This window comes from Kitasatospora sp. NPDC057542 (genome assembly GCF_042801945.1).
Taxonomy (GTDB): domain Bacteria; phylum Actinomycetota; class Actinomycetes; order Streptomycetales; family Streptomycetaceae; genus Kitasatospora.
The window spans coordinates 1-15,382 of record NZ_JBHVFE010000192.1 but is presented as its reverse complement, the minus strand read 5'-3'; the positions used below and the strand labels follow the sequence as shown (position 1 = coordinate 15,382).

Sequence of the window (15,382 nt, the reverse complement as noted above, 5' to 3'; positions counted from 1 at the left end):
GCCCGGACCCGCGCGACCCGCGTGGTCCGGGCCCTGCCGTGGTTCTCCGGCCGGCACCGCTCGCGGCTTCCCGGCGGGCACGGCTCGTGGTTCTCCGGCCGGCACCGCTCGTGGACTACGGCTCGCCGGTGAGCCCGAGCAGCTCACGCATCCGCGCGTACTTGGCGGCCAGCCGCTCGGCTGTCGCCGGATCCAGCGTGGCGAGGCGGGCCGGATCGGAGTTGTGCGCCAAGTCCGCGCGCTTGACCAGCAGCGCGCCCGGCGTGGCCAGGATGCGCGCGGTGTACTCCTCGACCGGCTCGTCCGGGCGCCGGGTGAGCGCGTCCACGATCGCCTTGGTCTCCTCCGGCAGCGCGGCCCCGGCCAGCCACTCCCGGCTCAACCGGTCGTCCTCGACGGTGTCGTGCAGCCAGCCCGCCGCGATCTGCGCCGCGCTGCCGCCGCGCGCCGCCGTCCCCCGGGCAACCGCCGCGATGTGCTCGCCGTACGGGTGGCCGTTCTTGTCCACCTGTCCCTGGTGGGCCCGGCGCGCGATCGCCTCCACCTCGGACAGGCTCAGGTACTGGTCCTCCATCGGCTCATCGTAGGCCCGGGCGGTCGGGCCCGCTCCGGGCGGTCGGTCCGGGTGGCGTGCCCGCGACAGGCCCGTTGATCGCCTCGCCGTCGGCCCCTGGTTTACTGCCCCGGGGGTTCACGGGCTTCGGGGGGTCACGCGCTCGGGAGTCGACGCCCCCGACGGGAGACCCCGTCGCACCCGGCAGATCCGTCCGAGCGATCCGAGGCACCATGCCAGCCCTCCACCCCCTGCTGTCCGCCTTCGCGCCGATCTGGGCGCTCACCGGCGCCGGCTACGTCGTCGGCCGCACCGGGCTGCTCGGGCCGCAGGCCGAGACGGTGCTCAACCGGTTCGTCTTCCACGTGGCGATGCCCGCCGCGCTGTTCCTGATGATCGCCCGCACCCCGCTGGACCGCTTCGCCAACACCTCGATGCTCGCCTTCACGGCCGGCACCGTGGTCGCGATCGGCCTCGGGCTGCTCGCCGGGCGGTTGTTGTTCCACCGCAAGCCCGGCGAACTGGCCGTCGGCGCGATGGCCTCCGGCTACGTCAACTCGGCCAACCTCGGCATCCCGGTGACCGTGCAGGTCCTGGGCGACGCCTCCTTCGTGGCACCCGTGGTGCTGTTCCAGATCCTGGTGGTCACCCCCGCCGTCCTGGTCGTCCTGGACGGCGGCGCGGCCGGCCGCCGGGCGCTGCTCACCCTGCCCGTCCGCAACCCGATCCTGCTGGCCACCGCACTGGGCGCCATCGCCTCGGCGACCGGTGTGCACCTGCCTGCCGAGCTGAATCGTTCCTGCGAACTGCTCGGCGGCGCCGGCGTCCCGACCGCGCTGATCGCCCTCGGCATCTCACTGCACAACCGACCGCCGGCGGACGGCCGTCCGCGCCGCACCGAGGTCGGGCTGACCGTCGCGCTCAAGACCCTGGTCCAACCGCTGGTCGCACTCGCCGTGGCCGGACCGCTGCTCCACCTGCCCGCGCACCAACTCCTCACCGTGGTGCTGTTCTCCGCGCTGCCCACCGCCCAGAACGTGTACACCTACGCCCGCGAGTACCAGCAGGGCACCGCCCTCGCCCGGGACGCGGTGCTCTGGTCGACGCTGGTGTCGATGGCCACGCTGTCGGTGATCAGCTGGACCCTCGGGCCCGCGTAGCCCGCGTAGCCCGCGTAGCCCGTTTCATTTCCCGGTGGTCACTGCTTCCTGGCGCCCGCCACCACTCCGGTCATGGCCGCCAGGAAACGCCGGGCCGTCTCCAGCTCGCCCGGCTCGAACTGCCGCATGGCCGCGACCAGGTCGCCGATCAGCCCGCCGAAGAAGCCCTCCCCCAGCTCCATCGCCCGCTCCTCCACCAGCAGTCGCACCCGGCGCCGGTCCTGCGGGTCCCGCTCGCGCCGGATCAGGCCGAGCCGCTCCAGCCGGTCCACCAGACCGGTGGTGCCCGCCGAGTTCAGCCCCAGCGCCTCGCCGAGTCGGCCCGGGGTGACCACCTCCCCGCCCCTGGCCGCGTCCAGCAGGTGGATCAGCGCCCGCAGATCGGTCGGGTGCAGGCCGCTGCGGGCTGCGAACTCGGCGCCGAACAGGTCGAGTTCGACCGTCAGACCACGCAGCAGATGGATCAGCCGCATCGGCTCGACAACCTCGGACACCCTGTCGTCCTTCCTCGGATAGGGCATGTGCCCTATTCTCTCGCTCAGCGAGATACTTGTTCAACGTCATACGCGTTCATCGAGTGGTTCAGCCGACTCGGCCGCCATCACACCACACCCGCGGAGGTTCTCATGTCCGCCCGCACCACCCCCTTCCTCGCCGCCTACGACGCCCTGCTCGCCCGCTGGCCCGTCCCGGTCGAGGCGCTCACCGTCCGCACCGTCCACGGCACCACCCGCATCAACGCCTGCGGCCCCGCCGACGGCCGCCCGCTCGTCCTGCTCCACGGCGGCGGCGCCACCTCCACCATGTGGTTCGCCAACGCCGGCGCCTGGGCCGAGGCCGGACACCGCGTCCTCGCCGTCGACCTCATCGGCGACCCCGGCCGCAGCGTCCACGACGGTGCCGCCCTCGACGGCGTCCCCGGCCTGCTCGACTGGCTGGACGCCGTCCTCGACGGGCTCGGCGTCGCGCAGGCCGACTTCTGCGGCCACTCGTACGGCGGCTGGATCGCCCTGGAGTACGCCCTGCACGCCCCCGCCCGGGTCGGCCGGCTCGCCCTGCTCGACCCCACCCAGTGCTTCGCCGGTTTCCGCCCCGGCTACCTGCTGCGCGCCCTCCCCCTCTTCCTCCCCCACCGCACCCCGGCCCGCGCCCGCTCCTACCTCGACTGGGAAACCGGCAGCACCCCCCGACTCGACCCCGCCTGGCGCGAGCTGTACGCCCTCGGCTACACCGACTTCCCCGCCTCCCGCGTCGTCACCGGCCCCCGTCCCTCTCCCGAGCGCCTCCGCACCCTCACCACCCCCGTCCTCACCCTCCTCGCAGCCCACAGCCGCACCCACGACCCCCTCCACATCGCCCGAGTCGCCCGCCACACCCTCCCCGCAGCAGAAGTCGCCGTCCTCCCGGGCGCCTCCCACCACAACCTCCCCATGGCCGCCGCCCGGGAACTCAACCCCCGCCTCACCGCCTTCCTCGCCCTCACCCGCCACCCCTGACCACGCCTCCCCCACCCGCCAGCACGAGAAGTCAGCCCGCCCGACTTCCACGTCCCACCCCACCGGCCCCACAGGGAGAGGACACGCCGTACATCCCCACCCGGGACGCCCACGCCGTCGGCTCCTGCAATCAGCCGGACCTGCCGCACCAGCGACAGGCCCGCGCCGCCACATGCGCAGCAACCAGCACCGCACTGCGCACGAGAAGTCAGCCCGATCCGACTCATCACCCGACAGGATTTGACGACACATCGGCGAGACCGACTTCCTGCGGGCAAGAGCCGACCGGGTGGCAGGATGCGGGGCGCTGTTCCGGAGGGAACGGGCAGTTCCTCGAAACCGACAGGGGCGTACGGCCACGCCATGGACCGACCACAGCTACCCGGCCCCCTCGGGGCCACTGCTCAGGAGCCAGGGCTTCTGGAGCAGACCCGGAGTGGAGGCGGAGCGAAGGTCCGGTTCGGGTCGACCTCACGGACGGTCTTCGCGCAGCGCCTCCTCTCGGGCTGGACCGAGGAGGAACGCACCACCGTGAACGCCGCCGCCCATCAGTGCCACGTCGAGCGAGGGGCCGCCCGCCTGCCCGAACCCTTTCGCTGCCTGGGAGGAGCGGCTCCGCTCGGCGGCGCAGCGGCCCTATCGCGACAACCCTCCCGCACGAGGTTCCCCGCCCGGTAGCCGTGCGCGGCCACCGGGGCCGACGGCGTCACCGGTGGACTCAGTAGATCAGGTAGCCGGGGCGGTGCCCTTCGTCGTCGATCTCCCCGGTGGCCTGGGTCCGCAGTTTGCGGGACAGTTCCTCCAGGGCCCGGGAGGCCGCGACCTCCTCGCCGATCCTGGCGAGCGGACGGTCGTCCGCGCTCTTCACGGACTCACCGTGCGCGCTCAGGCCGGGCGCCCTCGCGCCGGTCAGCCTGGCCTCACACGCCGTGTGCACGCCGTCTTCCTCGAAGCTCAGTTCCACGTCCCATTGGTTGTGCATGCCACACCTCCTGGCAGCGGCCCCCGTCGCGCCTGTCCGGACCGGCACGGACGGTGACCCGTGGCGGCCGCTCACACCAGCGTGCGCCTGCCCCGCCGATGGCGGCAAGCGCTGTCGGAAGGCCCCGGTGCCCGCCACGCCGCGCGCGTGTCGTGCGATCGGCTCGGGTACCGGCCCGGCGGTACGCTGACGGGAGCGCCCGCGACGGCCGACCCACCTCTCGGACCCGTCGGCGCGGCACGGGCAGCGACAATCTGGTGGTCCCTCCGTGGCGGTCTTCCTCCTCGCTCTCAGTGCGGCCTGCTGTCTGGGGCTCGGCTTCGTCCTCCAGCAGCACGCGGCGCAGCAAGCCCCGCGTTCCGATCTGCTGCGCTGGCGGCTGCTGCTGGACCTGATGCGGATGCCGCAGTGGCTTCTCGGCACCGGGTTCATGGTCAGCGGGCTGATCCTCTCGGCGCTCGCGCTCAACCAGGGCGAGGTGTCGCTGGTCGAGCCGCTGCTGGCCACCAATCTGATCTTCGCCATGGCGCTGGCCCGGGTGCTGACCCGTCAGACGCTGGGCCGCTCCGGCTGGGCCGGGGTGCTGCTGCTGGCCCTCGGGGTGACGGCCTTCATCGTGGCCGGACAGCCGACCGGCGGCGGGCCACCCGCCGGGGAGCTGCGGCACTGGCTGGTGGTCGGCACCGTGGTCGGGCTGGTCCTGCTGCTGGTCTCGCTGGCCCGGCGGCTGCCGCTGTTCGAGGAGGCAACCCTGCTGGCGCTCGCCGCCGGACTGCTCTACGGCCTCCAGGACGCGCTGACCCGGACCACCACCCTGCGCCTCGACCACGACGGCCTGACGGCGGTGCTGCGCAGCTGGCAGCCGTACGCGGTGGTGGTGGCGGGCGTGGTCGGGCTGCTGCTGGTGCAGAGCGCCTTCGAGGCCGCGCCGCTGCGGATGTCCCTGCCGGCGCTGACCGCCGCCCAGCCGGTGGCCGGGATCGCCTGCGCGGTGGGCTTCCTCGGCGACCGACTGCGGGTGACCCCGGGGGCGCTGGCCTGGCAGGCGGCCGGGCTGCTGGCGATCGTGATCGGAGTGATCGTGATCGGCCGCCACCCGGCGATGCCCGGGACCGTGCGCGACACCCTGGAGAGCATCGGGGCGTTGCCGGAGGACGAACCGGGGAAGAAGTCCGAGGACGTGCCGGGGGACAGGCCGACCGGCGGGTCCGAGGAGAACGGCCGCCCCGGGAGCACCGGTTAGGCCCCGATGTGCCGGAGCGCACAGCCGGGTGCCGTGGCCGGTGGGCTGGTCGCGGTCGGCGGGGTGGCATGCTCCGCCGTCTCGGTCCCCTCACCGGCGCGGGCGCCGTCATCTGCGCCCTGCTCTGGCACCTCGCCTTCGTCTCCACCTGGGTGCGCCCTCGCCGCCCTGACCGGCCTGCTGCTGCCCAACTGGTCGGGCGACGGGCCGGCGGGCGGGCCTGCCCCGGCCGCCCGTCAGACCTGTTGGTCGGCCCCGAGGAGCGGCTTACGCGCTGTGCGCCGGTTCCGGTTCGACGGCCGTGCTGTCCGCTCGGGTCTCGCTCCCCCGGCGACGGTCCATCTCGCGCCACTCGGGGCGCAGCCCGGCCAGGGTCGTGGTCGCGAAGTACAGGACTCCGCCCACGATCAGGCTGGGTATCAGTCCGACCAGGGCGACCGCGGCGCCGGCGACCAGCCCGCCGAGCGGGATGCCGGCCCAGGCCAGGGAGTCGCCGAGGGCGTGGACACGGCCCAGCAGGTGGCGGGGCACCCGCTCGAAGAGCACCGCTCCGATGATCGGGTTGAGGAAGCCGGAGCCGAAGCCGCTGATCGCGACGACCGTGAGCACCAGCCACATCGGCGCGCCGAGGGCGAGCACCAGGAAGCGGGGCGCGCCGCACAGCAGGAAGCCGGTGAAGAAGACCGTCCGGCGGGGCAGCCGGGAGGCGACGGCCGCCGCGATCAGGCTGCCGACGACCGCGGTGGCACCCATGACGGCGGCGAGCAGGCCGATGGCGGCCGGTCCGTTGCCGGACTCCCGTGCCCAGACCGGGACGAGAACGGTGACGAACCCGGCGTCGATCAGGTTGGTGATGCCGATCATCACGATCACGGTGAGCAGCAGCGGCTCCGATCGCAGGAAGGTGAAGCCCTCACGGAACATCCGCCAGTAGCCCGCGGGCGGCTCCTGCTCGGACGGATCGGTGGCCGCGGCGGGCACGGCCGAGCGCCCCATGCCGCGCGGGAGCGCGATCGCGATGATCAGCGACCCGAGCGCGAAGGTGCCCGCGTTGATCGCCAGGCCGGCCAGCGGGCCGATCAGGGCGACCAGCCCGCCGCCGACCGCCGGGCCGACGGTGGAGGCCAACCGCTCGGTGACGCCCGACAGCCCGGTGGCGCGTTCCATCGGCACCTGGGCGCGGTCGGCGGCCTCCGGGACCATGACGGACTTGGCCAAGTCCCCCGGGCCGCGCATCGCCCCGATCACCGCGACCATCACCAGCAGCACCCAGAACGGGAGCAGCCCCTGCGCGTGCAGCAGCGGGACCAGCCCGGCCGCGACGGCGCTGACCGCGTCCGTCGTCCAGGACACCACGCGCGGCCCGAGCCGGTCCACTAACGGCCCGGTCAGCGCCTTGACCGCCACGTACGGCGCCATCTCGGCGAACGCGACCAGGCCCGTCATGGTGGCACTGCCGGTGGTGGCCAGGACGAACCAGGGCAGGGCGATGGCCGAGACGCGCGTGCCGGTCAGGGAGACGGCCGTGGCGGTCAGTACCCCGGCCAGCGGCCGGAGGCTGCACCCGGACGGGGCGACGACGGTGGTGGTCATGCGGTTTCCCCCTCGCTCGTGGTGGTCGCGTCCGGCAGGACGTGGACGACGACGGAGACCTGCTCGGTGCCCTCCGGGGCGGGCCCGCCGTGGTCGATCCGCCGGTAGCGCCGGATCACCTCGAACAGCTCGCCGGTCAGCTGCTCGGCCTCGGCGGGCGTGAGCTGCAGTCCCTGGTCGCTGAGGTCCGTCACCCGGCGCCAGTCGCGCGGCATGGTCTCGAAGGCGTCCAGCGTGCGCTGGGCCACCAGGGTGTGCGCGGCCAGGACGGACCGCAGGAACCCGGCGGCCGTCTCGGGCTCCTCGTCCGCCATGTCGTCCCCCGTCCAGACGGTCATCCGGTGGGCCGAACGCCACCACCGCTCACGGGCGTTGCCGCGTTCCTCGTCCTCCTCGACGAAGCCCGCGGCGGCGAGCTGGCGCAGGTGGTAGCTGGTGGCTCCGGAGTTCAGCCCCAGCTGCGCGGCGAGCCTCGTCGCCGTGGACGGGCCGTGCTTGCGCAGCAGTCCGACCAACTGCATGCGAACGGGGTGCGCCATCGCCCTCATGTTCTTGGCGGTGATGGCGATGTGCGGGTCGTCGCTGTGCTTCCAGCCGCGTTCTTCGGTCATGGCAGGAGACTAGAACCCCAAAGAGTTCTTTGCAAAGGGTTTTTGCGAAGAACTCTTTGGGGTTGCTCGTCATGGAGGAGCCCGCCATGGTGGAGCCCGCCGCTCCCGGCCCCGCCGGTCGGCGGGTGTCCGACCGGCCGCTCGGCGGGGCTCCCGGAACGGACCGCGACCCGGAGCGGGATTGTCACCCGGGCGGCCGAGGCGCAGGCTGGCAGGAAGGGCCCGGAAGGCGGCCCACCCCGTTCGGCTGCGGATTCGATGACGGCCGCCGGGGAGCACGAGGGGCAGGTCGATGGCACGCGGGAGGCTCTGGGGCTACGTCGCGTCGGGGGCCCGGGCGCTCGGCGCGTTCGGCGGCACCGTCGGCGCGAGCAGCACGGGCGGCCCCGGCCGCCGGGGCGGGTCCGGACGCCCGGGCGCACTGGTGACCGCCGAGGCCGAGGAGGGAGTCGGCCCGTTCTCGCCGGGCGCGATGGCCGCACCCAGGCCGCTCACCCGCACGGAGCTGGAGCGGCTGCGGTGGACCGGCCGGCAGGCCGGCTGCGAGCCGATGGCCCGGCACGTCCAGGTGGCCGACGTGCTCCGCCGGGTGGTGCGCGGCGGCGGCCGGGCGGCGGCCGTCACGGTCCGGGTCGCGCCCGGGCTCCCGGTGGTGGCCGGGGACGCCCGCCGGCTGGAGACCGCCGTCGCCGGACTGGTCGACCACGCCATCCGGCGCAGCCCGCTGGGCGGTCGGGTGCTGGTGCGGGCCGACGTGGCGGGCGGCGCGCCCACGCCGCGGGCCCCCCGCCGGGCGGCGGCGACCCGCGGCCGGGTGGAGATCCGGATCTCCGACCGGGGCGCCCACGAGATACCCGAGGCGCGCGAGTGGCTGATCACGGGCGCGCGGGCGGACGGCCCGGCGGGGCCCGCCCTGCACAGCCTGGTGCTGGCCGCGGGCGGCGGGCTCACGGTGGAGACCACCCCCGGCGGCGGACTGACCGTGGTCCTGCTGCTGACCGTCGCGCGGGAGTGACGGGAGCACCCGCCGACCGCCTCCACCGGCGGGCCCACCCCGCCGAACCGGGACACTGTCGTCGAACCTGCGCCTGCCGGGCGAACGACGCGAGTTCGACGGCGGCGCCCTAGACTTGCCCCATGCCCCGGCTCAACGACCAGGTCAGGGAACTGCTCCAGGAGTACGCCGATCTGATCAACATCACCGGCGGGGACGCCTTCCGGGCCCGCGCCTACGAGAAGGCCGCCCGTGCGGTCGGCGGCCACCCCGAGGACGTGGCCGGCTTGGACGTCAGGGGCCTGCAGGAGATCCCCGGCGTCGGCAAGTCCACCGCCGAGAAGATCGCCGAGTTCCTCGCCACCGGAACCTTCCCCGCCCTGGAGGCGCTGCGCGCCGAAATCCCGTCCGGCGTACGGGAGATGATGGTCGTCCCCAGTGTCGGGCCCAAGCGAGCCCTCGCCCTCTACCGCGATCTCGGGATCGCCTCGGTGGACGAACTCGGCGCGGCCGCCCGCGCCGAGAAGCTCGCCGACCTGCCCGGATTCGGCGAGCGCAGCGGCGAGAAGATCCTGCACGGCATAGAGCTGATGCGGCAGTCCGGCGGCCGCACCCTGCTGGACACCGCCACCGAGCTGGCCGAGCAGCTGGTCGCCGCGCTCTCCGCCGTCCCCGGCTGCACCCGCTGCACGTTCGCGGGCTCGCTGCGCCGGATGCGCGAGACGGTGGGCGACATCGACATCCTCGCGACCGCCGAGGACTCCGCCCCGCTGATGGCCGCGCTCACCGAACTCCCCTACGTCGCCGAGGTGATCGGCAGCGGGAGCACCAAGACCTCGGTCCGCACCACCCAGGGCGTACAGGTGGACCTGCGGGTCCTGCCGGAGGAGGACTGGGGAGCGGCGCTGGTCTACTTCACCGGCTCGAAGGCGCACAACATCAAGCTCCGCACGATGGCCGTCCGGGCCGGGCTGAAGCTCTCCGAGTACGGACTGTTCGAGGTGGACGGCGGCGCCAAGGTGGTCTCGGAGACCGAGGACGAGGTGTACGCGGCGCTCGGCCTGCCGTGGATCCCTCCGCCGCTGCGCGAGGACCGGGGCGAGATCGAGGCCGCACTGAACGGCGGGCTCCCGGAGCTGGTCCAGGAGTCCGACCTGCGCGGCGACCTGCACACCCACACCGACCTGACCGACGGGCTGGCCACCCTGGAGGAGATGATCGACACCGCCGCAGCCCGCGGTTACTCCTACTTCGCCGTCACCGACCATGCCCCGGACCTGGTGATGCAGCGGATGACGGACGAGAAGATGCTCGCCCAGCGCGAGCAGCTGAGGCAACTCGCGGGCCGGCACAAGAAGTTGCGCCTGCTGCACGGCACCGAGCTGAACATCGGCCCGGACGGCGGGGTGGACTGGCCACCCGGGTTCCTGGCCGGCTTCGACGTCTGCGTGGCCTCCGTGCACTCGCACTTCGCCCTGAACCGGGCCGCCCAGACCCGCCGGCTGGTCCGCGCCTGCGAGAACCCGTACGTGCACGTCATCGGGCACCTCACCACCCGCCGGATCGGCCGGCGCGGGCCGATCGACCTCGACCTGGACGCGGTGTTCGAGGCCGCCGCGCGCACCGGCACCGCGATCGAGATCAACAGCTCCCCGCAGCGGCTCGACCTGCGCGACGAGGACGTCCTGCGGGCCCGGCGGCACGGCGTGCGCTTCGCGATCGACAGCGACGCGCACGCCGCCGGCCATCTCGCCTACCCGCGTTACGGCATCGGCACGGCGCAGCGCGGCTGGCTCACCGCCGGGGACGTGATCAACACCTGGACCTGGCAGAAGCTGAAGCACTTCCTCCGCAAGGACGCGGTGCCCAGGTAGCCGCGGGGCGGCCCCGGCATCGAGGGGCGCCCGCGGAAACGCCATTCCCCGCCGCAGGAGGCCCCGGGCGAGGCCGGCACCCGGGCTGCGGTGCCCGAGCCCGGCCGCGCGCCCGAGGTCTCCGGCGTCCGGGAAGGCGCCCATGATTGACGCTGGCATGCCACCACCGGAAGGATTCCCGGATCATCCGACCGGCCCGCGGCACCCACCCGCGGGCCGCCCGACCCCGGGAACCCGCCTTGACCCTGCGCCCGTTGCTCCGCCGCGCCGCCGGTCTGGTCGGCGCCGCCGTCCTCACCCTGGCCGGCACCCTCACCGCCGCCGGCCCGGCCCACGCCGACTTCGGCACCGACTACCACGACCCGGTCACCGCCACCAAGCCGCTCACCCGCCCCGACACCCGCTCCTGCACCGTCGAGGTGATGCACGAGCGCGAGTTCCGCAACGGGTACGGCAACCCGCCGGACACCCCGTACGACACGACCCTCGCCCCGCCCGCCGACTGCGCCGGCCCCTGGTCGGCGGTGGTCCTGGACCTCCACGGGCAGGTCGCCGGACGGCAGTTCGACCGGATCTTCAGCGTCCGCGTCGGCGGCGTCCAGGTGCTGCTCTCCTCCACCCCGGAGCCGTCCAAGGACGGCATCGCGTGGAGCGTCGAGCACGACGTCACCCGCTACGCCCCGCTGTTCGCGAGCGGCCCGCAGGAGTTCTCCTTCGACCTCGCCAACGTCACCGACTCCACCTACACCGGCGTCTTCACGATCAGCGCGAGCCTGACCTTCTACACCGCGGACGACCGCCGGCCGGCCGCCCGCTCCGCCGACCGGGTGCTCACCACCGGGCCGTTCGGGCTCACCCAGGCCGCCCCCGCCGCCGGGCGCGACCTCACCTTCCCGCAGAACCTCGAACGCCTCACCGCCGAGGTCTACGCCCGGGGCGGCGGCGCCTGCGAGGAGTTCGCGTACGCCTCCGCACCGGACGCCTTCGCCGCCGCCAACCCGGGCACCGGCATCTGCGGCAAGGGCCCGTTCCGCGAGCTGCGGCTCACCGTGGACGGCCGGGTGGCCGGCGCGGTCTGGCCGTACCCGGTGATCTACACCGGCGGCTGGGACCCGCTGCTCTGGCGGCCCGTGCCCGGCGTCTTCGCGTTCGACCTGCCCGCCTACCGGCTCGACCTCACCCCGTACGTCGGGCTGCTGCTGGACGGCCGGCCGCACGCCGTGGGCGTCACCGTGAACGCCGCCGAGGCTCAGAGCAACGACGTCTGGACCGGCCAGGTCAACCTCTTCGCCGAGACGGACCACGGCGCCGCCCGCACCACCGGGCAGCTCACCGACTACCGGGTCGCTCCGGAGGCCACCGTCGCCACCGACCTCGCCGACCACGGCGGCGGCAGCGGCGACTGGACGGTCACCGCCGCCCGCAACGACCTCGCCCGGGGCTGGGTGCAGACCTCGCACGGCCGGATCACCACCGAGGTCCGCGACGAACTCGCCTTCCGCTCCGCCCAGCGACTGCGCGACGGCGGCAACGACGTGACGCTGCACAACGGCACCGACCTCACCCGCACCACCGCCACCTGGGGCGGCGGACCGCACCGCACCACCACCGTGCACGAGGGCGAACCGCTGGACGTCGGCTACAAGGTGAGCCGCGACGCGGCCGGCAACACCGACCAGTCCACCACCATGGACCTCGGCTACCACCGTGAGGCCACCACGGCCACCGGCGGCCACATCACCGAACGCTCCACCGTCGACCACACCCTGCGCCCCACCGCCCGGCGGCACGACGGGGACCGCACCGTCCGGACCGGCAGCAGCACCGAGGAGTACCGCAGCACCGGGCCCGAGGGGCCGTACCAGCGGACGCTGAGCTTCGTGGACGGCTGGCCGCGCCCCTGAGGGCGATCCCCGCTGCCCGTATTGCGAAAATTGGTCGGATTCATGCCGCTCACCTCTGGTGCACGGCGCGTAGGAGGCGCATGATGGGAAATGGACCTGCGAGGTAGCTGAAGGAAGTTCGACCGCAGGAGGCAGTGGCGACGGATCGAGACGGATCAGGGTCTGCCGCTGAATTACTACCTCGGTCGACGATCGAACTACCGGCCGGAGGACGTCAAGTCCGGAGGCCACCCCAACCTCGTAGGTTCAGCGCGTCCACGGAGCATCCCCTCGGCCCCGTGGACGCGCCCCCGTCCGTACGCCCCTCGGCTACCGCCCGCCCGCCCAGCCCATCTCCCAGGCGTGCACCGCGATCCCGACCCGGTTCGCCACCCCGAGCTTGCGCTGGATGCTGGCGACGTGGGTCTTCACCGTCCCCGGCGAGATGAACAGCTCCGCGGCGATGTCCGCGTTGGTGAGGCCCGCCGCGACGTGCCCGGCGATCTCCACCTCCCGCTCGGTCAGCGGCACCACGAGCCCCGGCCGGCGGCGCTCCGGTCGGCGCGGCGCCGTCACGTGCCGCAGCAGCCGGACCGTGACCGACGGGCTGATCAGGCTCTCCCCGTCCGCCGCCGCCCGTACCGCCTCCGCCAGCAGGGACGGGCCGGAACGCTTCAGCAGGAAGCCGGACGCCCCGTGCTGCAGCGCCGGGTACACGTACTCGTCCAGGTCGAAGGTGGTCAGCACCACCACCCGCACCGGCTCCGCCACCCCCGACCCGGCCAGCCGCCGGGTCAGCTCCAGTCCGTCCATCCGCGGCATCCGGATGTCCACCAGCGCGACGTCCGGCCGCAGTTCGGCCGCCAGTTCCAGCGCGGCGAGCCCGTCCGCCGCCTCGCCCACCACCTCGATGTCCGGCTGGGCCGTCAGGATCCGCCGCACGCTGCGCCGGACGGCCTCCTGGTCGTCCGCGATCAGGGTGCGGATCACCCGCGGGCCCGCGCCGTTCGTACTCGTCACGCCCAGCAGTGTGGCGCACTGCCGCCGGACGGGAAAGTTCACGCGGCGGACCCGGCCCGGTTCACCTCCGTCCGGTGGGCCGGCCGCCATGCTGTTCGACAAGTACCGCGTGGACCTGGTGGTCTGCGGCCACGAGCACCACTACGAGCGCTCGCGCCCGATCCGCGGCCGGCAGCCGACCGACACCCGCACGCCGGTCCCGGTCTCCACCGACACCGAGACGATCGACACCACCAAGGGCGCCGTCCACATGGTCGTCGGCGGTGGCGGCACCCCGGCCCCGTCCAACCAGCTCTTCTTCAGCCCCGCCAAGGCCCGGGTGATCACCGGCGTCGGCGCCGCCGACCCGGCCACCGGCAAGCGCCCGCCGGTGTACGTGATCGAGGACGCCCCCTGGTCCGCCTTCCTCCGGGACGCCGACAACCCGTACGGCTTCGCGACCTTCGACGTCGACCCGGGCGGTCGCAACGGGCAGACCACCATCGGCGTCACCTACTACTCCGTCACCGGCCCGTACGGGGACCTCGTCCCGGTCGACCGCTTCACCCCGACCCGTCCGCGCGGCACCCGCGGCGGCGGCCGGGGCCACTGAGGCCTGCCTGAAGAGGGGGGATTACCCCCCGTTCGCCGGCCTGCTGCCCCGACGCGGCATCCACCTGCCGGCACCATGGTCCAGCCGATCTTGAACGCCCAGGCTGAGCACATCCGAATTCCCGAATGGAAGGAACTGTCCGTGTTCAGTCCCAAGCCGTCCCGTCGCCGTGCCGTCCGCGCCGCAACCGTCGGGACTCTCGCCGCCGTCGCCTGCACCACCCTCATGGTGGGCAGTGCCGGGGCGATCGTCAACGGCGGTGACTCCACCGAGCGCTACCCCTTCATGGCGGTGATCCCGATGTCCGCCCCGGAAGCCGGCCTGCTCGACGGCAACTGCGGGGGGTCGCTGATCGACCGCCAGTGGGTGCTGACGGCGGCGCACTGCGTGACCGGGGAGGGCATCGAACTCGACGGCACCGTCCGCATCGGCAGCGACCGGCGCAAGACCGGCGGAACCGTCCGGAAGATCGACCGGGCCTTCGTCCATCCCGGCTACGTGAACGGCGACGGGCGGGGCCCCAACAAGGACGACCTCGCCTTGGTCCGCCTCGACCGGCCCGTCGCCCAGCAACCCATCAAGATCACGAAGGAGGCGGGCCGCCCGGGTACCCCGACCCGGCTCCTCGGCTTCGGCACCACCGTCGACGGCCGGTTCGACTTCCCCGACCACCTGCAGGAGCTGGACACCCGCCTGGGCGCCGAGTCCGAATGCGCACCCGGCTACGCCGGCCCGACCAGGCTGTGCACGGTCAGCCCCAAGCCCGAAGCCATGGCGTGCCACGGCGACTCCGGCGGCCCGCAGCTCCAGAAGGCCCGCAACGGACGGTGGGAACTCGTCGGCGTCACCTCGGGCCCCGGCGTCCCCGGCGTACCGTGCTCGGCCGGCCCCGGGCTCTACACCAGCGCGCCCGCCTACGCGAACTGGATCGAGCAGACCATGAAGGCCAACAGCAGCCACTCACTCAACGAAGCCGACACCGTGCTCGCCGACCGGATGGCGGACACCGGCGCCACGTCGGCCGAACTCCCGTAACACGCCCGGCCGCTGACACCGTCACGGCACTCGGCCGGCCGACCCCGTCGCTGTTCGCACCCGGCCCCGCCCTCGTACGGGCCGACTCCTCGCCGCGCACCGTAGCTCGGAGACCCGACACACCCTGCCGGATCAGCCGAGCACGCGCAGCCGAGCCGGAGTCGTCCTGGCCACTCTGATCCTCCGGATCCGAGAACCGGCCAGGTGATCAGTTGCCGGCCGGGCCCCTGGCCGACAGCCGCAGGGTGTACCTGACGGCACCCGTCGGGCCGGCGGAGACCGCCCGCAACGCGTCACCCCTCCGCCGTGCCCCTCCGCCGTCCACGGAAGCGGCGTCGACCCGCTC

Annotated in this window: 14 protein-coding genes; 8 read left to right on the top strand and 6 right to left on the bottom strand. The window is 73.7% G+C overall.

Features of this window, described 5'->3' with window-relative positions:
• Positions 1-115: 115 nt before the first annotated feature.
• The gene (locus ACFU7Y_RS23415; protein ID WP_224282703.1) at positions 116-574 is read right to left on the bottom strand and encodes an HD domain-containing protein; all 459 of its coding nucleotides are present in this window, start codon (positions 572-574) and stop codon (positions 116-118) included.
• 212 nt (positions 575-786) lie between these two features.
• Between ACFU7Y_RS23415 and ACFU7Y_RS23410 the strand changes: the two genes are divergently transcribed.
• Positions 787-1,713, top strand: a complete 927-nt coding sequence (locus ACFU7Y_RS23410; protein WP_224282702.1) for an AEC family transporter — start codon at positions 787-789, stop codon at positions 1,711-1,713.
• Positions 1,714-1,751: 38 nt separating this feature from the next.
• On the opposite strand, the gene ACFU7Y_RS23405 is transcribed toward ACFU7Y_RS23410, so the two are convergent.
• Positions 1,752-2,186 (bottom strand): MarR family winged helix-turn-helix transcriptional regulator, encoded by a 435-nt coding sequence (locus tag ACFU7Y_RS23405; protein ID WP_380769554.1) that lies wholly within the window; start codon positions 2,184-2,186, stop codon positions 1,752-1,754.
• 153 nt (positions 2,187-2,339) lie between these two features.
• Here ACFU7Y_RS23405 and ACFU7Y_RS23400 point away from each other — a divergent pair, with 153 nt between their 5' ends.
• Positions 2,340-3,209, top strand: a complete 870-nt coding sequence (locus tag ACFU7Y_RS23400) for an alpha/beta fold hydrolase (protein WP_224282701.1) — start codon at positions 2,340-2,342, stop codon at positions 3,207-3,209.
• A 718-nt stretch (positions 3,210-3,927) separates the two neighbouring features.
• Here the strand turns inward: ACFU7Y_RS23400 and ACFU7Y_RS23395 are convergent.
• The gene (locus ACFU7Y_RS23395) at positions 3,928-4,191 is read right to left on the bottom strand and encodes a dsRBD fold-containing protein (protein ID WP_224282700.1); all 264 of its coding nucleotides are present in this window, start codon (positions 4,189-4,191) and stop codon (positions 3,928-3,930) included.
• A gap of 268 nt (positions 4,192-4,459) precedes the next feature.
• On the opposite strand from ACFU7Y_RS23395, the gene ACFU7Y_RS23390 reads away from it, so the two are divergent.
• The gene (locus ACFU7Y_RS23390) at positions 4,460-5,434 is read left to right on the top strand and encodes a DMT family transporter (protein ID WP_224282699.1); all 975 of its coding nucleotides are present in this window, start codon (positions 4,460-4,462) and stop codon (positions 5,432-5,434) included.
• A gap of 267 nt (positions 5,435-5,701) precedes the next feature.
• On the opposite strand, the gene ACFU7Y_RS23385 is transcribed toward ACFU7Y_RS23390, so the two are convergent.
• Positions 5,702-7,027 (bottom strand): MFS transporter, encoded by a 1,326-nt coding sequence (locus ACFU7Y_RS23385; RefSeq protein ID WP_380769553.1) that lies wholly within the window; start codon positions 7,025-7,027, stop codon positions 5,702-5,704.
• Positions 7,024-7,638, bottom strand: a complete 615-nt coding sequence (locus tag ACFU7Y_RS23380) for a transcriptional regulator (protein ID WP_224282697.1) — start codon at positions 7,636-7,638, stop codon at positions 7,024-7,026. Before ACFU7Y_RS23380 ends, ACFU7Y_RS23385 begins: the two co-directional genes overlap by 4 nt.
• Before the next feature lie 292 nt (positions 7,639-7,930).
• Between ACFU7Y_RS23380 and ACFU7Y_RS23375 the strand changes: the two genes are divergently transcribed.
• The 3 genes from ACFU7Y_RS23375 (at position 7,931) to ACFU7Y_RS23365 (ending at position 12,410) form a co-directional block, all read left to right on the top strand.
• Positions 7,931-8,653: a hypothetical protein gene (locus ACFU7Y_RS23375; protein WP_380769552.1), complete on the top strand. Its 723-nt coding sequence runs from the start codon at positions 7,931-7,933 to the stop codon at positions 8,651-8,653.
• 122 nt (positions 8,654-8,775) lie between these two features.
• Positions 8,776-10,506 carry a DNA polymerase/3'-5' exonuclease PolX gene (gene polX / locus ACFU7Y_RS23370; RefSeq protein ID WP_224283576.1) on the top strand — a complete coding sequence of 577 codons (1,731 nt, stop codon included), beginning with the start codon at positions 8,776-8,778 and terminating at the stop codon, positions 10,504-10,506.
• A gap of 239 nt (positions 10,507-10,745) precedes the next feature.
• Entirely contained in the window at positions 10,746-12,410 is a 1,665-nt protein-coding gene (locus ACFU7Y_RS23365; protein WP_224283577.1) for a peptide-N4-asparagine amidase, read from the top strand.
• Between the two features lie 309 nt (positions 12,411-12,719).
• On the opposite strand, the gene ACFU7Y_RS23360 is transcribed toward ACFU7Y_RS23365, so the two are convergent.
• Positions 12,720-13,409: a response regulator transcription factor gene (locus ACFU7Y_RS23360; protein WP_224283578.1), complete on the bottom strand. Its 690-nt coding sequence runs from the start codon at positions 13,407-13,409 to the stop codon at positions 12,720-12,722.
• An 88-nt stretch (positions 13,410-13,497) separates the two neighbouring features.
• Between ACFU7Y_RS23360 and ACFU7Y_RS23355 the strand changes: the two genes are divergently transcribed.
• Entirely contained in the window at positions 13,498-14,001 is a 504-nt protein-coding gene (locus ACFU7Y_RS23355) for a hypothetical protein (protein WP_224283579.1), read from the top strand.
• Between the two features lie 141 nt (positions 14,002-14,142).
• Positions 14,143-15,036, top strand: coding sequence for a trypsin-like serine protease (locus tag ACFU7Y_RS23350; protein ID WP_224283580.1), 894 nt, complete (start codon positions 14,143-14,145; stop codon positions 15,034-15,036).
• Positions 15,037-15,382: the final 346 nt, after the last annotated feature.